The organism is Clostridium sp. DSM 17811, from assembly GCF_018861905.1.
GTDB classification, from domain to species: Bacteria; Bacillota; Clostridia; order Clostridiales; family Clostridiaceae; genus Clostridium_AD; species Clostridium_AD frigoriphilum.
Map to the genome: position 1 here is coordinate 37,029 of NZ_JAHLDU010000004.1, position 20,982 is coordinate 58,010.

Below are 20,982 nucleotides of genomic sequence, written 5' to 3' on the forward strand. Positions count from 1 at the left end.
TTACAATTTAAGTAAAAAATGGTATAATTAAATAAATAATTATAAAAGGTTGAAGTGATTGATATTAGGGGGAGATAGAAGTGTCAGTTTTAAACGCGAGTAATGTAGTGAAAATTTACAAAGGATTGGGTAAATCAAATTCTACGAAAGCTCTTAATGGTATTTGTCTTACAATCGAAAATGGTGAATTTGTTGCAATAATGGGACCCTCTGGTAGTGGAAAGACAACGCTCTTAAATATTCTAAGTGGGATAGATAAACTTACATCTGGTGATATCGAAATCTCAGGGCAAAATATAAATGTAATGACAAAAGATGAATTAGCTCTCTTTAGACGTCGACATTTGGGTTTTGTTTTTCAAGAATTTAATTTATTAGATAGCCTTACACTAAAAGAAAATGTCATGTTACCGATGATACTAGATGATAAAGAACCAGAAGATATTCAAAGTAAGACAGATGAAGTTATGGCGATGTTTAATATAGAAGACATTATGGAAAAATATCCATATACTGTTTCTGGGGGTCAACAACAAAGAACAGCTATAAGCAGAGCTATAATAAATAATCCAGATAGTTTTTAAAATTTTTAAAGCTAATTTGAGAAGATATTTGCTGTTTTTTTTATGCAACAGCTTTTCAATAATGGTTTTCTTTACATATGCTACAATTTATACAAACAAAAAGTTTATGAATCCGTCTAATATTAATTATTCTATTACAGGTAATATGGTAGCTCCTGGAGTAATGGTTATGCTTTTTTCGGCATTTTTTATATTTTATGCTCAGAATTCTTTTATCAAATTTAGAAAAAAAGAATTTGGACTTTTTATGGTGTTAGGCATGACAAATAAGAATATACAGAGAATGATGATTATAGAAAATGGTTTAATTGCAATTTTTTCTTCACAGCTATTTACTTACTTGTAATAATAAAAGGACTTATAGAATCTTTTAGGTATGAGATAATAAATCTTTTAAAATCCACTAGAAAACAAGATAACAACTTTCTAAATAGTCCAATCTGGAGTGTAATTGGAATTATCCTAATAGTAATAGCTTGCTGTGATATGATAATTAATAACAGCGTGGAAAATTCATCAGTATCATTACGAAGTTTGGCAGGATGTTTTTTAGGGATTTACCTTTTGATTTCTAGTATGGCTTGGCTTTTTTCGAAGGTAACTAATTATTTTCACTATAAGAGTTATAAAAACATTTTATTTATAGCTAATATGAAACACACTTTGGGTCAATCAAAGAAAATCCTCTTTATAATAACTTTGTTTGTTAGCATGACAATATTTATGAGTACTATAGCAGTAATATTAATATCGGATTCTAAGAGAATATCCACTGCGTACAATCCATATGACATAGGATATGCAGAGATTTTTGAAAAAAACAAGATCACAGTTCCTCAACTTGATAATATTTTAAATAAGTCTAAGACTGCATTGACTTCTTTAAAAACAATAGATTTTATATCAAAACCATACATAACAATATTATCTGATGAAAATATGAATACGAATTTGGGAACACAGTTAAAAGTTGAAAAAGGATGTTTTATATCACTATTCCAAATAGTGAAAGACGATGGGTATGAACATGACACTACTGCAATTAGTAGTCTTGTTATACCAATAAAGGGTACTAATAATACATATAAACCTGGAGGGAAAATTACGAAAGTACTATTTAACAACATTCCAATACTGAGTAATGGGCATTATGTTATCCTTAATAATAATGACTTCCAAAACATAAAAACTGCTTCTAAAAAAGAAGAGGTAGGTAAAATTAAGCTTATGAATTTTAAGGATTGGTATAAAACTAAAGAGGTTTTAGATGAGCTAAAAAGCAATTTGGAGACACATAACAGAAAAAATAAAACTTATTTTGAAAATATAAATGATGATATTAAATGGTTTAAACCAGCATCAAGAATAGCTGATTATTTGGATGAGAAGCAATCAGGGGCGTATTCATTGTTTTTGTGTAGTTTTGTCGGGATACTTTTTTTCCTATCGTCAGTGGTAATGTTGCATTTTAAACTTTTGACAGAGTATGATAATGAAAAGATAAAATATAAAAAACTATATAAAATAGGAATCACTGACAACGAGGTAGCTAGACTTATTTCAAAAGAGTTAAAAGTGTTATTTTTTGTGCCGTATATATTATCAATTTTTGTATCAGCTTTTTATAGTTACAACTTGCCAGTTAAACAAGGAGGTCAGATGGTTACTCTAATGTATTCTCTTATAATTAGTCTTATATATTTTTGCTTTCAAATAGTGTTTTATTTAGTTTATAATAAGATGTATGTAAAAAGATTAATTCATAATTTAGAAAAACAAAAATGAACCTGATTTGCATTTTTTAATTAATAAATGCTCAGAAAAAGAAATTGGTGTTATTGAAGGAGTTGTAAAGCTGATTTTACCACATCTTGTAAGGTAAGAAATATAATGAATATTTTAATTATGGAATTTTTAAAAATTCTGTGCATATCATATAGTATAGCGTAGGAATAAAGTACGCGATAGTTAATAGCTGTTCTCTTTAAGAGAATGGCTATTTTTTATTATTAGTAATAAGAGGTATTAAATATTTATAAAAACTGCTACAAGTACTCAAATTAAAGGCATGAATAGCTGTGGGAAAAAAATTAAAGTGTTTAAGGGAAAATTTAAAAAATATTGTAGGGTTGTCTTTAGTATAATAAATAAATCTTAAGGACATAATTTAAAAGCAATTACATTGAAGGGAATGATGACCTTATGATATTTAATAAAGTAGAGATATGTGGGGTAAATACTTCAAAATTACCAAAATTAAAAGAAAAAGAAATGAAGGAGTTATTGTATAGGATACAAAATGGCGAGCCTGAGTGTAGAGATGTATTTATTGAAGGAAATTTAAGATTGGTTTTAAGTGTAATAAAGCGTTTTAATAATCGAGGAGAAAATGTAGATGATCTATTTCAAGTTGGCTGCATTGGTTTAATGAAATCTATTGATAATTTTAATTTAAGTCTAAATGTTAGGTTTTCAACATATGCGGTTCCTATGATTATAGGGGAAATAAGAAGATATTTAAGAGATAATAACTCTGTAAGAGTTAGTAGGTCACTTCGGGATATTGCATACAGAGCATTGCAAGTTAGGGACAGATTGGTAAATGAGAACAATAAAGAGCCTACTGTAGAACAAATTGCGAAGGAGCTAGAATTACCAAGGGAGGATGTGGTATTTGCTTTAGATGCTATACAAGACCCTGTATCTTTGTTTCAACCAATATACCATGATGGTGGAGATGAAATTTATGTAATGGACCAAATAAAAGACACTAAAAACTTAGATGATAGTTGGCTTGAAAACATATCAATTAAGGATGGAATGAATAAATTAAAAGATAGAGAAAAATTAATATTAAATTTAAGATTTTTTGATGGGAAAACCCAAATGGAAGTAGCTGATGAAATAGGTATTTCTCAAGCACAAGTGTCAAGACTAGAAAAGACTGCACTAAAACATATGAAAAAGTATGTTTAGGGTCCCTCTACTAGGATCATTTTATACTTGTGGTTTAGAAATGTTAAAAGGTATTTAATTAAATTAGCACTTACAGGGAAACATGATTTAACTGTGTTTTTCTATAGGTGCTTTTTATATTATTTCTATTGAAAATCATACTATCTTAATGTTATAAAAAATTTGATTTTGTGCTGTCTTATAATTTTATTTGTGATAACATAGAATTACCGTCCTTATCTAACAATACAGTAATGTCTCCATTATAACCTTCTATATTTATAAAATAATTTGTTATTAAACCTGTATTTACAATTGATTTGCAACGTACGGATATTTCATATTCATGATCATATATTGTTTTAGGCATTTTATTTTGACTCTCATTATTATTTTTATTAAACATTTTCCCCTCCTATATTTAAGAACTCATATTATACAGTTATTGCCAAATACATAATTAGTCATTCATAAATCTTTATTTAGCTATGTTTTATTTATTTGATTTGAGGAATATTTAATAGAATACAGATATATCTGTATTCTATTAATATTAATATATGCATTAATCATATATTGGTGTTTTTTACAAGTCCCCTAAAAAGAAAGTAATAACAAAAAATAATTGTAATAAATGTATAAATTAATGAATTTTGTAAATAATATTATATAGAACATCGGATATAGTTATATGAGTAATATACTAGTGAAAACGTTTTTGAAAATACTTTTAAATATTTATCTAATTAATAAAAAATCAAGTTAAGATAATATAACTTTAATAGATGTTTCATATTCAAGGGCCAAAAACTTAATAGTGAAAGGAGAAATAAAAATGGTTGATATGTATTACAGACTTGTGAAAGCAGGCTTAAGAACAATTCAGAAAGTACCAGATCAGTTTAGAGATGATGTTATGACAAATTTGGCGACATTAACATTGAACAAAAATGGCAAGGCGGATACCAATGAGAAATATAAATAGTAAATAGATAAAGACTTTAAATAGCCTTTATCTATTTTTTTATTATAATTTAAAAAAAATCACTTTTTTCTCCGGTATAATAAATAACAAGTTGATGGAGTGCTCTTGTGCAAGCAACATATAAAAGATTCCTATCGAATTCACTATTATAATTGTTTTTAGAAACATTGAAAACTAGTACTACATCAAATTCTAGACCTTTTGATATATAGGACGGAATAACTACGGTGCCCTTTATAATTTCAGTGTCATCTATATTTAATAATTTAATGTTATCTAAACTAATTAATTCTTTTTCAATTATAAGTGCTTCTTGCTGCGTTTTACAAATAACTGCAATAGATTCATAACCAAGACTTTCGTATTTGTGAATATCTAGTATGATAGCTTCATAAATAGACTTCTCATTATCTTTGAATACAATTATTGGTTCATCTTCATGCCTATCAAATGAAACAAACTCTTCTTTGCTATTTAATATTTTTTGAGTAAATGAATTAATTTCAATTGAGGATCTAAAGCTTTTATTCATGGAAAGTTTTAGACTTTGTTTCTTATTAAGAATGTTTTCTAGATCATCATAAATAAATTTATTACCGTGCTTTTCAAGAGTTTGATTAAAGTCACCTAATATTGTAAATTTAGCTCTAGCAAATAGAAGATTAAAAACTTCATATTGAAGGGGATAATAATCTTGAGCCTCATCAATGACAACCTGCTGTATATCTGGAAATTCCCGATTACCATTAAGCTTAAGTTTAATATATAAAAGGGGTGCACAATCCTCATAATCAATATGGCCTTTATGGAGGCTTTCAGCGGTTTTTAATATCATTTGTTTAATTTCTTTTGGTAGTTCTAACCCTTTGGAAAGTTTAAAAAAAAGGCCGGATTTATTGAAAAGTAATTTATACAAATTTGCATAATCAACCTGCGTGTACTTGTGAATATGGCTCATTAATACTTTAGCTTCTTTAATTGCCAATAATCTGCTAAAAGATTTTATCTCTAACTGGTGGTTAGTTCCATTTAGAACAATCTTTTGAATCTTTTGAAGCCTTGATTTTCTTAAAGGGTGAATTTTATTAAGCATCATACTTTCAATTCTTTTAAGTCGTTTTGATATTGGCATATCCATTTTACCGTTTAGGAAAAGATTATTTAGCTGTTGCTTTGTTTCAATAATTTTGCCATCATAATATAAGTCTTCAAAATTAGTCAAATTATGTTCATAATAATTGATTAGTCTATCTAAAATTATAACAAAAGTTTTTGAGCCTTTAAATTTAGTGTTCTCCATTTTTATATTTATGGATTGATTATTATTAATAATCAAAGATTCAAGTTGCTCTTTCCTACTTTCAAATATAAATCTATTATCTAAGAAATCAATTATAATATTGTCAAAAGTAGTTTCTTCTACGTTATCTTCACCGAGTTCTGGTAAAACCCCGGAAATATATTTACTAAATACAGAACTTGGAGAAATTATAATAATATTATTAGAATGTAATTTTGATCCCATACCAACATAAAGCAAATATGCAATTCTATGTAGTGCTATAGAAGTTTTACCACTTCCAGCCACGCCTTGCACAATTAAAAGTTCGTTTTCAGTATCGCGAATAATTATATCCTGCTGCTTTTGGATGGTTTCAACTATATTTTTCATTGTTGATGAAGAGTTATGGCTCAAAACTTCTTGCAGAATTTCATCATTAATTGTTACACTACTATCAAAAAAATATTGAAGTTTCGAGTCCTTAATTTTATATTGTCTTTTCATAATAACATCACCTGAAATTATTGAGAAGGGCGCTATATATGAGCCTTTGCCGATTTCACATTGATAAAACATACTTGAAATAGGTGAGCGCCAATCATATATTAAAATTGAACTGGTATCCTTATCTATTAAATTATAAAGACCAATATAAATTTTATCTGTATCGTCATAACCATTTTCTTTAAAATCAAATCTTCCAAAATACGGTGAGTTTAAAATCTGTGTATATTTTTTTATGTGTTTAAGTGTTTTTTCGTAGCTATAATTTTGACTATCAACATCTGAAAGATGTTGAAGCATCTCTGGAATTTTATCAAAATCATTTGAAGAATGAGCAGATTCTTGCCACATATCTCTTCTTGAAGTAATGAGGTCTCTTTTTCTAAAGTTTATATCATATTCATCTTTTGCAAGTTCTTTTTTTAGAAAGTTAAGTGTATCATCAAGATATAGTGTTTCTTCTTTGTTAATTAGCTTATAATTACTCATTTTGCCACGCTCCTATTTATTTTTATAAAAACCATTGACATTTGCGTTTGTTATGTGATATACTAAAAGTGAGTTATAAAGTATAATTATTATACTTATATTCATATCTAATTATATACAAAAATCATATTTAAGTAAAGCTTATGTGTGGTTTTATTTTTATGTTTGAGGTAAAGCGGATGAGGTATGTAAATACTTTTTTTATTATAAAATACAAAATTATGTAGTGAAAACACGTTATACATAAAGAGGTAGAGGGCAATTAGATGCCTTCTTTTTTATTTAAGTGGCAAAATTTATACAAGGGGGAATAGGAATGTTATCAATAGAAAGATTAGAAATTATAAAGCAAACAGCCTTAAGCGAAAAAAAACTATATGTTTCAAAGTTAAGCGAAAAATTTGATGTAACAGAAGAAACAATAAGGCGAGATTTAGAAAAACTAGAACAACAAGGTTTAGTTACTAGAAGTTATGGTGGGGCAATATTGAATGCTCAAATAACAAATGAGGATATACCTTTTTATAAAAGGTCAAAGATTGATATGGAAGAAAAAATATACATAGCATCAAAAGCAATAGAATTTATTAAAGAAGATAGTACGATAATGGCAGATTGTAGTTCAACTGTACTTGAGGTCTTGAAGCTAATTAGAGATAGAAGTGACGTAACAGTTATAACAAACTCAGTTGAGGTTCTTAGTGAACTTAATCAATCAGAACTAAATATTATATCAACGGGTGGTGGAATAAAGCAAAGATCTTTATCACTTCAAGGACCTATAACGCATTGTACTATTAGAAAATATAGTGTAGATTTAGCTTTTGTGAGCTGCAAAGGAATGGATATTAAAAAAGGAATATTAGACTCAAATGAAGAAGAGGCAGAAATTAAAAATACTATGATAGAGCAAGCCAGTAAGGTGATTTTATTAATTGATCATAGTAAATATGATAAAACTTCTTTCGTAAAGCTTTTTGATTATGAAAATATAGATTATATCATTACAGATAAGGCACCAAGAGAAGAATGGTTAAAATTATTACATTCTAATAACATTGAAATTATATATTAATAAAAAAACTATAAAATTAAGTTAAAGAGCTACCAAAATTATTTTTGGTAGCTCTTTAACTTAATTTTAGGATAATAAGAAAAACAAACAAAAACAAGAAAAACAAAACAAAAACAACAGAAAACGATTGTATTTATAGAAAGAATGAAGTATACTTTAAGAAGTTAGATTTTGCAAAATGTACTACATAAAATAAAACGTGATAGAATATTAAAATTAAAAATATAATTATAAAATGAAAGTGGGAGATTAAAATGAATATAGAAAATATGAAATTCATACAAAACTTTAAAAAAATTGCAAATGATGCATGGCTTAAGGGTTGGCATGAAAGAAACGGTGGAAACATAACTTACAGATTAACACAGGAGGAAGTATCAGCAGTTAAAGGCATTATTAATGAAGAGTCAGCATATACTCCAATTGGAGTAACTGTTGAAAACTTAGCTAATGAGTATTTTCTAGTAACAGGAAGTGGAAAATTCATAAGAAATATGACTGTATGTTTAGAAGAAAATGCAGGACTCATAAAGATTGATGAAAAAGGCGAAAATTACAAAATAGTTTGGGGATTAATAAATGGAGCAAGACCAACAAGTGAAGTAACATCACATTTAATGAGTCATTCAATAAAGAAAGAAAAAACAAAGGGAACATACAGAGTTATAATGCATTCACATACTACAAACGCTATAGCTTTAACATTTGTATTACCACTAGATGGCAAGGTATTTACTAGAGAATTGTGGGAAATGGCAACAGAATGCCCTGTAGTATTCCCAGGCGGAATAGGCATAGTACCTTGGATGGTTCCAGGTGGAGCTCCGATTGCAGAAGCAACTGGTAAATTAATGAAAGAACATGATGTTGTAATTTGGGCACATCACGGAATGTTCTGCGCTGGTGAAACTCTAGATTTAACTTTTGGACTTATGGATACAGTAGAGAAATCAGCTGAAATCTTAGTTAAAGTATTATCAATGGGTGGAAAAAAGCAAACAATAACATCTCAAAACTTTAGAGACTTAGCAAAAGATTTTAATGTTAATATTTCAGAAGACTATTTAGTTTAATTTTTTATTAAAAAATATATTCTAAAAGGAGATTGATTATTATGGCAAACAGAATGGTTTTAAATGAGACAAGTTACATAGGCGCAGGAGCAATAACGAATATTGCGCAAGAGGTTAAAACTAGAGGTTTTAAAAAAGCATTAGTAGTAACTGATAAAGATTTAATAAAATTTAATGTAGCTTGCAAGGTAACAGATTTACTTAAAGAAAATGGTTTAGAATTTGAAATTTTTGATAATGTAAAAGCTAATCCTACTATAAGTGTAGTAAAAAGTGGTATAGCGATGTTTAAGGAAGCTGGTGCAGATTACTTAGTAGCTATCGGTGGAGGTTCATCTATTGATACTGCGAAAGCTATAGGGATTATTATAAATAATCCTGAATTTTCAGATGTAAGAAGTCTTGAAGGTGCAGCTATTACTAAAAATAAATCAATACCTATTATTGCAATTCCTACAACAGCTGGAACTGCAGCAGAAGTTACTATTAATTATGTAATCACTGATGAAGAAAGAAAACGTAAATTTGTATGTGTAGATCCACATGATATTCCAGTTATAGCAGTTGTTGATTCAGAGATGATGTCATCAATGCCAAAGGGACTAACAGCAGCTACTGGTATGGATGCTTTAACTCATGCAATTGAAGGATATATTACAAAAGGTGCTTGGGAGTTAACAGACACTCTCCATTTAAAAGCTATTGAAATAATTTCACGCTCACTTAGAAGTGCAGTAGCAAATGAACCAAAGGGAAGAGAAGATATGGCCCTTGGGCAATACGTTGCAGGTATGGGATTTAGTAATGTAGGTCTTGGTCTTGTTCATGGAATGGCACATCCACTTGGAGCTTTTTATGATACACCACATGGAATTGCTAATGCAGTAATATTGCCTTATGTTATGGAATATAATGCAGGCTCTACTGGCGAAAAATATAGAGAAGTAGCCCGTGCAATGCGAGTTCCAAATGTAGATAACATGTCCAAGGAAGAATATAGAAAGGCAGCTATTGATGCTGTTAAGAAACTTTCAGGGGATGTTGGAATTCCAAAGACATTAAAAGAAATTGGAGTTAAGAAGGAAGATCTAGAAGCACTTGCACAGTCAGCTATGGCAGATGCATGTACTCCAGGTAATCCAAGAGATACAAGTGTTAAAGAAATATTTGAAGTTTACAAATCAATTTTCTAATAAACAATATATATATATACAAAAAAACGGATTACCTTAAGGTAGTCCATTTTTTTGTATATGTTAGAAATAAGTACCCTAACAAATAGAAAACTTCAGTGGAACTATAAATATTATTTTCAAGTTGTCAATGCATCTTCTTTGAAGATGTTGTAGCGACCCAGCAGATGATTTAATTGGATAAAAAGAGTGAAATGTTGGAATAGTAATGGTATTGTAATCACATGAATAAGGAAGTTTAATAAATTAAAATGGAGGTGTCAAATGACAGATCTAAAAAACAAATTTGATAGTGCAAAGGATAAGATTTTGGGAAAAACTAAGGAGAATGTTGGAAAGGCAACTGGTAGTGAAGAGACGGAACTTAAAGGGAAGGCTCAGTCACAAACCGGGGAGTTTAAGGAGAAATTTGGTGAATTTAAAGAGAAGGTAGCAAAAAAAATTAATGATACATTAGATAAGAATGAAGAAAAGAAATAGATGGCTTTAGAAAAATTTATTTTGGATAAAGAGACTTAAAAAGCAAAAAAACTTCGGAAAAGTACAGCCGAAGTTTTTTTGCTTTTGGATATATTAGTTTGTAAATCTATTCTGTAATTTTAAATCAAATAAATTTAAGCAACATTTTTTTTCTTGTTTTTAGGAATCCAGAACTTTTCAATCTCTTCTAATGATTTATTTTTAGTTTCTGGAACAGACGTTGTAACAAATATGAAGCAAATAACATTTAATCCGCAGAATATCCAAAAGGTAAATGCACCGCCAATACTACTAAGCAGCATTGGAGTAAATTGACCGATTGCCCAGTTAGCGCCCCATAGAAACATAGTTGCAATGCCTGTTGCTCTTGCTCTTAAATAATTTGGGAATATTTCAGGAATCATAATCCAAGGAATTGGACCCATTGAAATACAAAATGATGCTACAAAACCAAGAATCAAGAACAAAATAACCATTCCATTTGCATAATGTGTATAAAATGCTAAACCAATGAATAACATAAAGAAAGCCATTAATGCAGAACCTATAGACATTAACTTTTTACGTCCAACTTTATCTATTAAGAACATAGCAAGTATTGTAGCTAAAACGTCTACAACACCTACAACGCTTGTAGCAAGAAAACTTGAATTAGTTTTAAAACCTATCATTTCAAAAATTTTAGGACCATAATATGTAATTGAGTTCATGCCAACTGCTTGATTAAAGATGGCAAGAAAAATTCCGATTACTAAAGCTTTACGAAGCCCTGGTTTAAAAAGCTGTTTAAGAGATGAATTTTTTTCAACTATTAATGAATTAGAAATAGAATCAAACTCTTGCTTTCCGATTACAGGGCCATTAATTTTATTAAGTACAGCAGAAGCTTGATCTAATTTTCCTGCTTTTACTAAATAACGTGGACTTTCTGGAACGAAAAATAATGTTAATAAGAATACAAAAGATGGGAATATACCACAAGCAAGCATCCAACGCCATCCAGTTGTTGTAAGCCAAGCATCACTACCCATATTTACAATCCATAGGTTTATGAAGTATGTAAGACACATTCCTGATATAGTGAATAATTGATAGAGTGCAGAAAGTCTACCACGAATTGCAGGTGGTGCACATTCTGTAATATAAGTTACAGATAAGGCTGAAGCCATACCAATACCTAGACCTCCAATTATTCGAGCAATAATTAAAGCTTCTACTGAATGTGATAGAGCAGATGCTAGGGCTGATACTCCAAATAAAGCAGCAGCAAACATTAATACTTTTTTTCTACCGATGAAATCACCTAAAAATCCAGAGATACCAACACCGGCGACACCACCAATCATAATACTTGAAATTACTAGACCTTCCATCATTGGTGTTAAATTATATAGCTTTTGAAGCGAACCAATGGCTCCGGATATAACGGCTGTGTCATATCCATATAGTAGACCTCCTAATCCGGCAGCGCATGATATTAGTATAATAAACATTAAAGAACGTTTACTTTTAGGTTTCTCTGACATTTTAAATCCTCCTCATATGTTATATTTATTATTTTTTTTTACTTTTAGTATTAGTTTTGCAAGCGATTACAAGCTTATAATAATATATATACGTACAAATGTCAATGAAAATGTAACAGTTGTAGGTACAAATAGAAAACAAATAAACCATAAACCGCTATAATATCGTAAAATAGCTTATGGTTTATGGTTTATTTTAAAGTTGTGTCGTTGAATTTCTAATAACAAGACTAGGTTCATATAATATAGAATCACTGTCATCAAATTTATTATTATTATTAACTAATTTTATTATTAAATTAGCAGCGTCCTTGCCCATTTGTTCTTTTGGGTGTGTAATGGAGGTTAGCTTTGGAACCATAATTCTTGATAACATAGAGTCATCAAAGCCGATAATTGAAAGGCCTTCTGGAATTTTTATTTGCAATTTATTTGCAATGCTTGATACCATATATGCGATTTCATCATTATAACAAAATATACCTGTAGGACGATTGCTAGATTTGAGTACACTCTCTATCCTTTGGGGAAGTACTGTTTCCACTTCTTCTGAAAGGTAAGTTAAAATTTGATTTGGCGACGATGCAATCTCATTCGTTTGACATTCTGTAATAAATCCATTCATTCTATGGATACCTTGGGAATCATCAACTTTAAATATACCCGTTATGTTAGTGTGACCTAAAGAAAGTAAGTGTTTAGTTGCAATCTTTCCACCTTTAAAATCATTAATCCGTAAGTTTGGGACTTTGATTTCATAATAGGAAGCATTAATCATAACAATAGGAATATTTTTAGCTAATATGTTATTTAGATATTCTAGATTGTGAATTTGATATGCACTTTTTGTTGGTTCTAATATAAGGCCATCTATTTCATGTGCTAGCAAATTTTTTAAATTACTATTCTCAAGCATTATGTTATTACTAGTAGATGATAATAAAAGTGAATAAGACTGGGCATAGAGAGTACTTTCAATACCACGGATTATATCTGGAAATATATAATTTGATATATGAGTTGTAAGAACACCTATATTTTTATTCTTTTTTAAGTGAATACTATTTTGTTTCCAATCAGATAGATATATTCCACTTCCTTGTATTCGATATACATACTGCGCAGCATTTAAATCACTGATAGCTCTCCTTACGGTATGCCTGCTTACATTAAAGAGAGACATTAGTTCTGATTCAGTTGGGAGCTTATCGTTTGGCTTATATTTTTCAGTAATTGCCCAATTAATAATTTTATCTATTACTTCTTCGTATTTGTGCTTCATATGTATCTCCTATAATAATTTATTTCATAAAATATTATATCAGAAGATAGGGGCATTCACAATGATATTTAAAATTAGTACGTATGAATAATAAATATATCTTGACAATTATACGAATAAATACTATAGTTTGTATTGAAAGCGATTACTAAGAAGGGGGTCAATAAAATGACAACAAAATATACAGTTGGAGTTGACTACGGAACTTTGTCTTCAAGGGCGGTGGTTGTAAACTTAGAAAATGGAAAAGTTTTATCATCTGCAGTAAAAAATTACCCAAGTGCGGTAATTGATGAAACCTTACCGGGAACTACGATTAAATTAGGTAATAATTGGGCACTTCAAGATCCAAATGATTATTATGAATGTTTTATAGCAACAGTTAAAGAGGCCGTTAATGAGGCAACGAAAACAATTTCAAAAGATGATATTATAGGAGTAGCTATTGATTTTACAGCGTGTACTGTACTTCCTGTAAAAAACGATGGTACCCCTTTGATGAATATAAAAGAATGGCATGATAACCCACATGCATGGGTTAAACTTTGGAAACATCATGCGGCGCAAGAGCAAGCAGATAGGCTAAATGCTATTGCAAGAGAACGTAATGAACCATGGCTTAAGTATTATGGTGGTAAAATTTCATCAGAATGGTTATTTCCAAAACTAATGCAAATAGCTGAAGAAGCACCTGATGTATATGCAGCTATGGATGACTTTATAGAAGCAACAGACTGGTTGACATGGCAGTTAACTGGTAAAAAAATAAAAAATGCAACTACTGCAGGTTATAAAGCAATATGGAATGCTGAAACAGGATTCCCAAGCAATGAATTTTTTAAAGAACTAAATCCATTAATGGAAAATGTAATTGAAGATAAAATTGGTACTAAGTTTTATCCTGTAGGAACTAAAGCAGGTGGGCTTCTTGAAAAAGTAGCTAAGGCTACTGGCTTAAACGTAGGCATTGCTGTAGGAGTTGGAAATGTTGATGCTCATGTTTCAGTTGCACCAACTGGAGTTGTAAGACCAAGAACTATGCTTAACATTATGGGCACATCCACTTGTGATATTACACTTGGGGAAAAAGAAATACCAGTACCTGGTATGTGCGGTGTAGTTAAGGATGGTGCTGTACCAGGATTTTATGCTTATGAATCTGGTCAAAATGCCGTTGGAGATATTTTTGGATGGTTTGTTAATAACCAGGTTCCAGAAAGATATTTCAAAGAGGCAGAGGAAAAGGGTTTAAATATTCATCAGTTACTTGAAGCAAAGGCTAAAAAATTAAAAATTGGTGAGAGTGGATTAATAGCATTAGATTGGTGGAATGGAAATCGTTCTATTCTAGTAGATACAGATTTAACTGGTTTAGTACTTGGAATGAATATGGATACAAAACCAGAAGAAATATATCGAGCTTTAATAGAAGCAACAGCATTTGGTAAAAGGTTGATTATAGATACTTTTGAAGAAAATGGTGTTCCAATTGATACTTTAACGGTTTGTGGTGGGTTACCTCACAGAAATCAAATGTTAAATCAAATTTATGCTGATGTTACTAATAAAGAAATGTTTATATCAGAGCATCATCAAGCACCTGCAATTGGAGCCGCAATGTTTGCCGCTGTTGCTGCTGGCAAAGAAGCTTTTGGTTACGATACTATACAAGAGGCATCAAAGAAAATGGCAAGACTTAAAGAAAACTCAATAAAACCAATTCCAGAAAATGTTAAACGTTATGAAGCAATTTATAAAGAGTATGTAAAACTACATGATTACTTTGGTCGTGGTGCCAATGATGTAATGAAACACTTGAAGAAGATTAAGGAATCCGTATCGAAGGAGGGTTAATTTATGTTAGAGGATTTAAAACAAAAGGTATTTGAAGCAAATTTATTGTTACCTTTATATAATTTAGTAACTTTCACTTGGGGTAATGTTTCTGGAATTGATCGTTCAAGGGGTTTAATTGTTATAAAACCTAGTGGCGTTGAATACAATCAAATGAGCGTAAGTGATATGGTTGTTGTTGATATGGATGGAAATATAGTTGAAGGTAAATTAAATCCTTCAAGTGATACACCAACTCATTTAGTTTTATACAAAGCTTTTCCAAATATCATGGGCGTAGTTCATACACATTCTCCTTGGGCAGTTTCTTTTGCCCAAGCAGGTGTTTCTATTCCAGCTGCGGGAACAACACATGGTGATTATTTTTATGGGGATGTACCTGTAACTAGGGCGATGACTGAAGATGAAATAATTAAAGACTATGAAAAACAAACTGGAAATGTTGTAGTTGAAACTTTTGATAAAAATAATATTAATCCAGATCATGTACCGGGAGTACTTGTTAATGATCATGGTCCATTTACTTGGGGTACGGATCCTAGTAATGCAGTTCATAACTCTGTAGTACTAGAGGAAGTTGCAAAGATGGCATATCATTCACTTCAATTAAATCCACATAATATTAAAATGGATCAAGTTTTGTTAGATAAACATTTTAATCGTAAACATGGAAAGAATGCATATTATGGTCAAAACAAAAAATAGATTAATAAGAAGTTAGATTATGAAGGAGGAAATAGAATATGTTAGATAACAAAAAGATGGAATTTTGGTTTATCGTAGGTAGTCAAAACTTATATGGTCAAGAAGCGTTAGATGAGGTTAAACAGGATTCACAAGTTATTGCAGATGGTTTAAATAAAAGTGGAAAATTACCTTACACTATAGTATTTAAATCACTAGCAACATCTGCGGATGAAATTACTAGTTTAATGAAAGAAGTAAACTATAATGATAAGGTAGCTGGCGTAATTACTTGGATGCACACTTTCTCACCTGCTAAAATGTGGATAGCTGGTACAAAATTATTACAAAAACCTCTACTACATTTGGCAACACAATTTAGTGAACATATTCCATGGAAAACAATTGATATGGATTATATGAATCTACATCAAAGTGCTCATGGAGATCGTGAATATGGGTTTATTAATGCAAGACTAAAAAAACATAATAAAGTAATTTTTGGATATTGGAAAACAGATGAGATTAAAAAAGAAATTGCTGATTGGATGAATGTAGCCGTAGGGTTTATTATAAGTCAGGAGATAAAAGTTGCTCGTTTTGGTGATAACATGCGTAATGTTGCTGTTACTGAAGGAGATAAAATAGAAGCTCAAATTCAATTTGGCTGGACAGTTGATTACTTTGCTATTGGTGATTTAACTACCGAGATTAGTAAAGTTTCAGAAAAAGAAGTTGATGACACATATGAAGGATTTAAGAAAATATACATTATGGATGCTGGAGAAAATGATCCTAAATTCTATGAGAAACAAGTAAAAGAACAAATAAGAATTGAAATTGGATTAAGGACTTTTCTAGAAGCAGGAAATTACACAGCATTTACAACAAATTTTGAAGATCTATATGGTATGAAACAACTACCTGGACTTGCTGTTCAAAGGTTGAATGCACAGGGGTACGGATTTGCTGGAGAAGGAGATTGGAAAACAGCAGCAATGTCTAGATTGTTTAAGGTTATGACTAATAATGAGAAAACAGGATTTATGGAAGATTATATGTACGAATTAAGCACTGGTAATGAAAGAATCTTAGGCGCACATATGCTTGAAGTAGATCCAACATTTGCTTCAGACAAGCCTAGCGTAGTTGTTAAACCACTTGGAATTGGTGATAAAGAAGATCCAGCTCGTTTAATATTTAATGGCTCAGTTGGAGCTGGAGTTGCAGTATCTATGCTTGATTTAGGAACGCATTATCGTTTAATTATTAACGAAATAACAGCAGTTAAACCTACTGAAGATATGCCAAACTTACCTGTAGCTAAAATGGTATGGAAGCCAGAACCAAACTTTAGTGATGGTGTTAAAGCATGGATATATTCTGGTGGTGGACATCATACAGTTGTTACATTAAAGTTAACAGTTGATCAAGTTTATGATTGGAGCCGTATGGTTGGGCTCGAAACTGTTATAATAGATCATGATACAAAATTAAGAGACATTATGAAAGATACAACAAGATAAAATAAATAACTAGAGAAAAATAATATAAAAGGTTGGCAGTTTTGCTGACCTTTTATAAGGAGGCTAATTATATGAAATTATTTATTGATACAGCTAATGTAGAAGATATCCGTGAAGCTAATGATATGGGTGTTATTTGTGGTGTTACCACTAACCCTTCACTAATTGCAAAAGAAGGTAGAGACTTTAATGAAGTTATAAAAGAAATAGCATCTATTGTAGACGGACCTATAAGTGGAGAAGTTATTTCTTTAGATTCAAAAGGTATGATAAAAGAAGGAAGAGAAATAGCAAAAATACATAAAAATATGATTGTTAAAATTCCAATGACGCAGGATGGTCTAAAGGCTGTTAAAGTACTTTCAAAAGAAGGAATAAAAACAAATGTAACATTAATATTCTCAGCTGGACAAGCATTACTTGCAGCAAGAGCAGGAGCATCATATGTAAGTCCTTTCATTGGAAGACTTGATGATATAAATGCTAATGCTATGGACTTAATAAGAACTATTGTTACAATCTTTAAAGTACATGCAATAGACACTGAAATAATTGCGGCTAGCATAAGAAATCCAATGCATGTTACAGATGTTGCGGTTGCAGGGGCTCATATTGCGACTGTTCCACTTAAAATCATTAAACAGATGATAAAACATCCATTGACCGATGCTGGAATAGAAAAATTTGCTAAAGATTGGAAAGAAACTTTCGGAAAATAATAATGAAATTATGTAGATAATGTATGGAACCTTTCTTTAAAAGAAAGGTTCCATATTTTTTTATAAAATCTTGACATAAACTATTATATACAATAGCATTGTATATAATAGAGTAGTTATAAATGAAATTGTTTCAATGAAAATAATATTGAGTATAGGAGTGTTTTTATGGAATCGACAATTTATTGTTTTAGTGGTACGGGTAATTCTTTAAAGGTAGCCAAGGATATAGCTCTTGAATTAAAAGATACAGAAATAATACAAATATGTACAAAAAATATGAATATTGACAATGCATCATCAAATAAAATTGGATTTATTTTTCCAGTATACGCTTCTGGAATTCCACTTTTAGTTAAAAAGTTTATTAAAGAAATTAGACTTAAAAAGGAGGCTTATGTTTATACTGTTGTAACTTTTGGATCAGCATCGGGGGCTTCTATAAAACAATTAGAAGAGCTGTTAACTGACAAGGGTATTAAACTTAGCGCTGCGTTTAAAGTCAAAATGCCAGGAAATTATCAAGTGATTTATGCACCTTATTCTGAGGAAAAACAGAAAAAGTGTTTTGACGATGAAAAAGCAAAAATAAGTGGAATTGTTAAAAGTTTAAATAATAATGAGATAGTTGGATTTAGTGGACTAGGCGAAAGCTTGATGAGGACAGTTGGTGGCATGGTTTACAGCAGCTTTAGCCCTTATGAAAAAGATAAAGATTTTTGGATAGACAAAAACTGTAATGGTTGCGGTACATGCTCAAAAGTATGTCCTACGAGTAATATAGAAATGATGGAGGGTAAACCACAATGGCAACATAAATGTGAGCAATGTCTTGCTTGTATGCAGTGGTGCCCACAAAAATCAATTCAATATAAAAAAGTAACAATAAAAAGAGGTCGTTATCATCACCCAGATGTAGACGTTACGGAATTATTCCATTTATAAAAAGCGAGTTATTAATATTGCAGCGACCCAGGAAATGATTTAATATAACAAGCGTTAGGCTCTTTAAATAGAGATTTAACGTTTGTTTTATTTTTTGTAAAATTTAGGTTGACAATAATAATAATTAAACATATAATAAAATTGAGTCAAATTTAATTGTATAAAACTAAAAAATAAATTAATTTTGAAGGGAAGTAAATAATATGAATTTTTATGATTTTTCAGCAAAAGAAATGGATGGACAAGATATAAAGATGGAGGAATACAAGGGTAAGGTTGTTTTAGTTGTAAACACTGCAAGTAAGTGTGGATTAACACCACAGTTTGAAGGTCTTGAAAAATTATATAACGAATATAAGCAGCAAGGGTTTGAAATTCTAGGATTCCCTTGTAATCAGTTTGCAAAGCAGGATTCTGGCAGTAATGAAGAGATACAGCAGTTTTGTTTATTAAATTATGGAGTTAGTTTTACTATGTTTGAAAAAATAAATGTAAATGGACAAAATGCACATCCTTTATATAAATATTTAAAGAATGAGGAAAAAGGATTTTTAGGTAAGGAAATAAAATGGAATTTTACTAAATTTTTAATAAATACAGAAGGGCAAGTAATTAAGAGATATGCTCCAACAGTGCTTCCATTAAATATAAAAACAGATATAGAAAACTTATTAAAAAAATAAAATTGCATTTAAAAAACGGGGCTGTAATAAATTACAGGCTCGTTTTTTAGATAATACAATGTTTTTAGTGTTTATTACAAAAACATTGACTTTGTATCTATACGGTGCTAAGGTAATAGTATTATAACAATACAAAGTAGATTAGATTAGCATAGTCATAAAATAATAATAAACAATATAGAAAGGAAAAATGATTATGAGAAATTTAGATATAAAAAATAAGGACGGATTAACTGAAAAAGAGTTTTTGGGTAGTTATGTGCCAGGGAATTATGATAGACCATCTAATACAGTGGATATGTTACTTTTTACGATAGATGATATACCAGTAGAAGGGAAAGATCCTGATAAAGCGCTTAAATTGCTTTTGGTAAGGAGGGGCGACCATCCATATATTGGGTGTTATGGGATTCCGGGTGGGTTCGTTAATATTGATGAAGGATTAAGTACAGCTTGTTACAGAGAATTAAAAGAAGAAACTAATATTGATAGTGTGTATTTTGAGCAGTTAAAAACTTTTGGGGATCTAGTAGATAGGGACCCGAGGATGAGGGTTATTTCGATAGCTTATTTGGCACTTGCTGATAAAACAAACATTAAGGCAGTAGCAGGTGATGATGCTACTTATGCGCAATGGTTTACGGTAAAGAAAGATTTTGTTTCATCAGATAATTCTGGAATAGAGAGAGTTGATGTTTATAATATAACACTTATTTCTGATGATGGTGAGGTTAAAATTGGTTATGTCGTTTATGAAAGATTTGTTAAGAATGGCATTATTACAATTAAAGTACCATCTTATGAGCCACTTAAGTGGAGTAAAGATGAACTTGCTTTCGACCATATTGACGAAGTGTATTATGCGTTAGATAGACTTAAAAATAAGATAGAATACACCTCAATTGCTTTTTCATTACTTCCAAAATATTTTACGTTAAGAGAAGCTCAAAAAATATATGAAGCTATTCTTAATTTAGGAAAACCTTTATCAAGGGCTAATTTTAGGCGCAAGATTAAGAAGATGGTTGTAGAAACTGATAAAGAAAAAACAACTGCGGGAAGACCTGCAACTTGTTATATGTTTAATGAAAACTGGGAACATAATTTCTTAGACTAATAGGTTAATTATCACATTTGGTGATA

At 30.3% G+C, this 20,982-nt stretch carries 20 protein-coding genes; 16 read left to right on the plus strand and 4 right to left on the minus strand.

All coding sequences use genetic code 11. The annotated features are described in order from the left end of the window. Nucleotides 1-80 precede the first annotated feature (80 nt). The 4 genes from KPL44_RS07050 to sigG all read left to right on the plus strand — a co-directional run bounded on the left by KPL44_RS07050 (nt 81) and on the right by sigG (nt 3,560). Nucleotides 81-584, plus strand: a complete 504-nt coding sequence (locus tag KPL44_RS07050) for an ABC transporter ATP-binding protein (RefSeq protein ID WP_216248201.1) — start codon at nt 81-83, stop codon at nt 582-584. Nucleotides 585-690: 106 nt separating this feature from the next. Beyond that, entirely contained in the window at nt 691-930 is a 240-nt protein-coding gene (locus tag KPL44_RS07055; protein WP_216248203.1) for an FtsX-like permease family protein, read from the plus strand. Nucleotides 931-1,070: 140 nt separating this feature from the next. Next, nucleotides 1,071-2,369, plus strand: a complete 1,299-nt coding sequence (locus tag KPL44_RS07060) for a hypothetical protein (protein WP_216248205.1) — start codon at nt 1,071-1,073, stop codon at nt 2,367-2,369. A gap of 417 nt (nt 2,370-2,786) precedes the next feature. Further along, the gene (gene sigG, locus KPL44_RS07065; RefSeq protein WP_216248207.1) at nt 2,787-3,560 is read left to right on the plus strand and encodes an RNA polymerase sporulation sigma factor SigG; all 774 of its coding nucleotides are present in this window, start codon (nt 2,787-2,789) and stop codon (nt 3,558-3,560) included. Nucleotides 3,561-3,738: 178 nt separating this feature from the next. Here sigG and KPL44_RS07070 read toward each other — a convergent pair whose 3' ends face one another. Continuing rightward, nucleotides 3,739-3,945, minus strand: a complete 207-nt coding sequence (locus KPL44_RS07070) for a DUF6440 family protein (RefSeq protein ID WP_216248208.1) — start codon at nt 3,943-3,945, stop codon at nt 3,739-3,741. A gap of 429 nt (nt 3,946-4,374) precedes the next feature. Between KPL44_RS07070 and KPL44_RS07075 the strand changes: the two genes are divergently transcribed. Next, the gene (locus KPL44_RS07075) at nt 4,375-4,524 is read left to right on the plus strand and encodes a CD1375 family protein (RefSeq protein ID WP_216248210.1); all 150 of its coding nucleotides are present in this window, start codon (nt 4,375-4,377) and stop codon (nt 4,522-4,524) included. A gap of 49 nt (nt 4,525-4,573) precedes the next feature. On the opposite strand, the gene KPL44_RS07080 is transcribed toward KPL44_RS07075, so the two are convergent. Continuing rightward, on the minus strand, nt 4,574-6,799 hold the full coding sequence (locus KPL44_RS07080; protein WP_216248212.1) for a HelD family protein: 2,226 nt from the start codon (nt 6,797-6,799) through the stop codon (nt 4,574-4,576). 316 nt (nt 6,800-7,115) lie between these two features. Between KPL44_RS07080 and KPL44_RS07085 the strand changes: the two genes are divergently transcribed. From KPL44_RS07085 to KPL44_RS07100, 4 genes are all read left to right on the plus strand, one after another. Continuing rightward, nucleotides 7,116-7,874, plus strand: a complete 759-nt coding sequence (locus KPL44_RS07085; RefSeq protein WP_216248214.1) for a DeoR/GlpR family DNA-binding transcription regulator — start codon at nt 7,116-7,118, stop codon at nt 7,872-7,874. Between the two features lie 254 nt (nt 7,875-8,128). After that, nucleotides 8,129-8,947, plus strand: coding sequence for a rhamnulose-1-phosphate aldolase (gene rhaD / locus KPL44_RS07090; protein ID WP_216248215.1), 819 nt, complete (start codon nt 8,129-8,131; stop codon nt 8,945-8,947). Between the two features lie 41 nt (nt 8,948-8,988). Then, nucleotides 8,989-10,140 (plus strand): lactaldehyde reductase, encoded by a 1,152-nt coding sequence (gene fucO / locus KPL44_RS07095; protein ID WP_216248217.1) that lies wholly within the window; start codon nt 8,989-8,991, stop codon nt 10,138-10,140. Between the two features lie 264 nt (nt 10,141-10,404). Next, nucleotides 10,405-10,620 carry a CsbD family protein gene (locus KPL44_RS07100; protein ID WP_216248220.1) on the plus strand — a complete coding sequence of 72 codons (216 nt, stop codon included), beginning with the start codon at nt 10,405-10,407 and terminating at the stop codon, nt 10,618-10,620. A 134-nt stretch (nt 10,621-10,754) separates the two neighbouring features. Here the strand turns inward: KPL44_RS07100 and KPL44_RS07105 are convergent, their stop codons facing one another. Together KPL44_RS07105 and KPL44_RS07110 are read right to left on the minus strand one after the other, a co-directional pair. Further along, complete coding sequence (locus KPL44_RS07105) at nt 10,755-12,146, minus strand: sugar porter family MFS transporter (RefSeq protein ID WP_216248221.1); 1,392 nt, start codon at nt 12,144-12,146, stop codon at nt 10,755-10,757. A 196-nt stretch (nt 12,147-12,342) separates the two neighbouring features. Continuing rightward, a complete protein-coding gene (locus KPL44_RS07110) occupies nt 12,343-13,428 on the minus strand; it encodes a GntR family transcriptional regulator (RefSeq protein WP_216248231.1) in 1,086 nt (361 codons plus the stop codon). A gap of 168 nt (nt 13,429-13,596) precedes the next feature. On the opposite strand from KPL44_RS07110, the gene KPL44_RS07115 reads away from it, so the two are divergent. The 7 genes from KPL44_RS07115 (at nt 13,597) to KPL44_RS07145 (ending at nt 20,956) form a co-directional block, all read left to right on the plus strand. Beyond that, a complete protein-coding gene (locus tag KPL44_RS07115; RefSeq protein WP_216248238.1) occupies nt 13,597-15,282 on the plus strand; it encodes a ribulokinase in 1,686 nt (561 codons plus the stop codon). 3 nt (nt 15,283-15,285) lie between these two features. Continuing rightward, nucleotides 15,286-15,987, plus strand: coding sequence for an L-ribulose-5-phosphate 4-epimerase (locus tag KPL44_RS07120; protein WP_216248240.1), 702 nt, complete (start codon nt 15,286-15,288; stop codon nt 15,985-15,987). A gap of 38 nt (nt 15,988-16,025) precedes the next feature. Beyond that, complete coding sequence (araA, locus tag KPL44_RS07125; RefSeq protein WP_216248242.1) at nt 16,026-17,492, plus strand: L-arabinose isomerase; 1,467 nt, start codon at nt 16,026-16,028, stop codon at nt 17,490-17,492. A gap of 71 nt (nt 17,493-17,563) precedes the next feature. Continuing rightward, entirely contained in the window at nt 17,564-18,211 is a 648-nt protein-coding gene (gene fsa / locus KPL44_RS07130) for a fructose-6-phosphate aldolase (protein WP_216248244.1), read from the plus strand. A 168-nt stretch (nt 18,212-18,379) separates the two neighbouring features. Continuing rightward, nucleotides 18,380-19,156 (plus strand): EFR1 family ferrodoxin, encoded by a 777-nt coding sequence (locus KPL44_RS07135; RefSeq protein ID WP_216248246.1) that lies wholly within the window; start codon nt 18,380-18,382, stop codon nt 19,154-19,156. 203 nt (nt 19,157-19,359) lie between these two features. Next, complete coding sequence (locus KPL44_RS07140) at nt 19,360-19,839, plus strand: glutathione peroxidase (RefSeq protein ID WP_216248249.1); 480 nt, start codon at nt 19,360-19,362, stop codon at nt 19,837-19,839. Between the two features lie 196 nt (nt 19,840-20,035). Next, nucleotides 20,036-20,956 carry an NUDIX hydrolase gene (locus tag KPL44_RS07145; protein WP_216248251.1) on the plus strand — a complete coding sequence of 307 codons (921 nt, stop codon included), beginning with the start codon at nt 20,036-20,038 and terminating at the stop codon, nt 20,954-20,956. Nucleotides 20,957-20,982 lie beyond the last annotated feature (26 nt).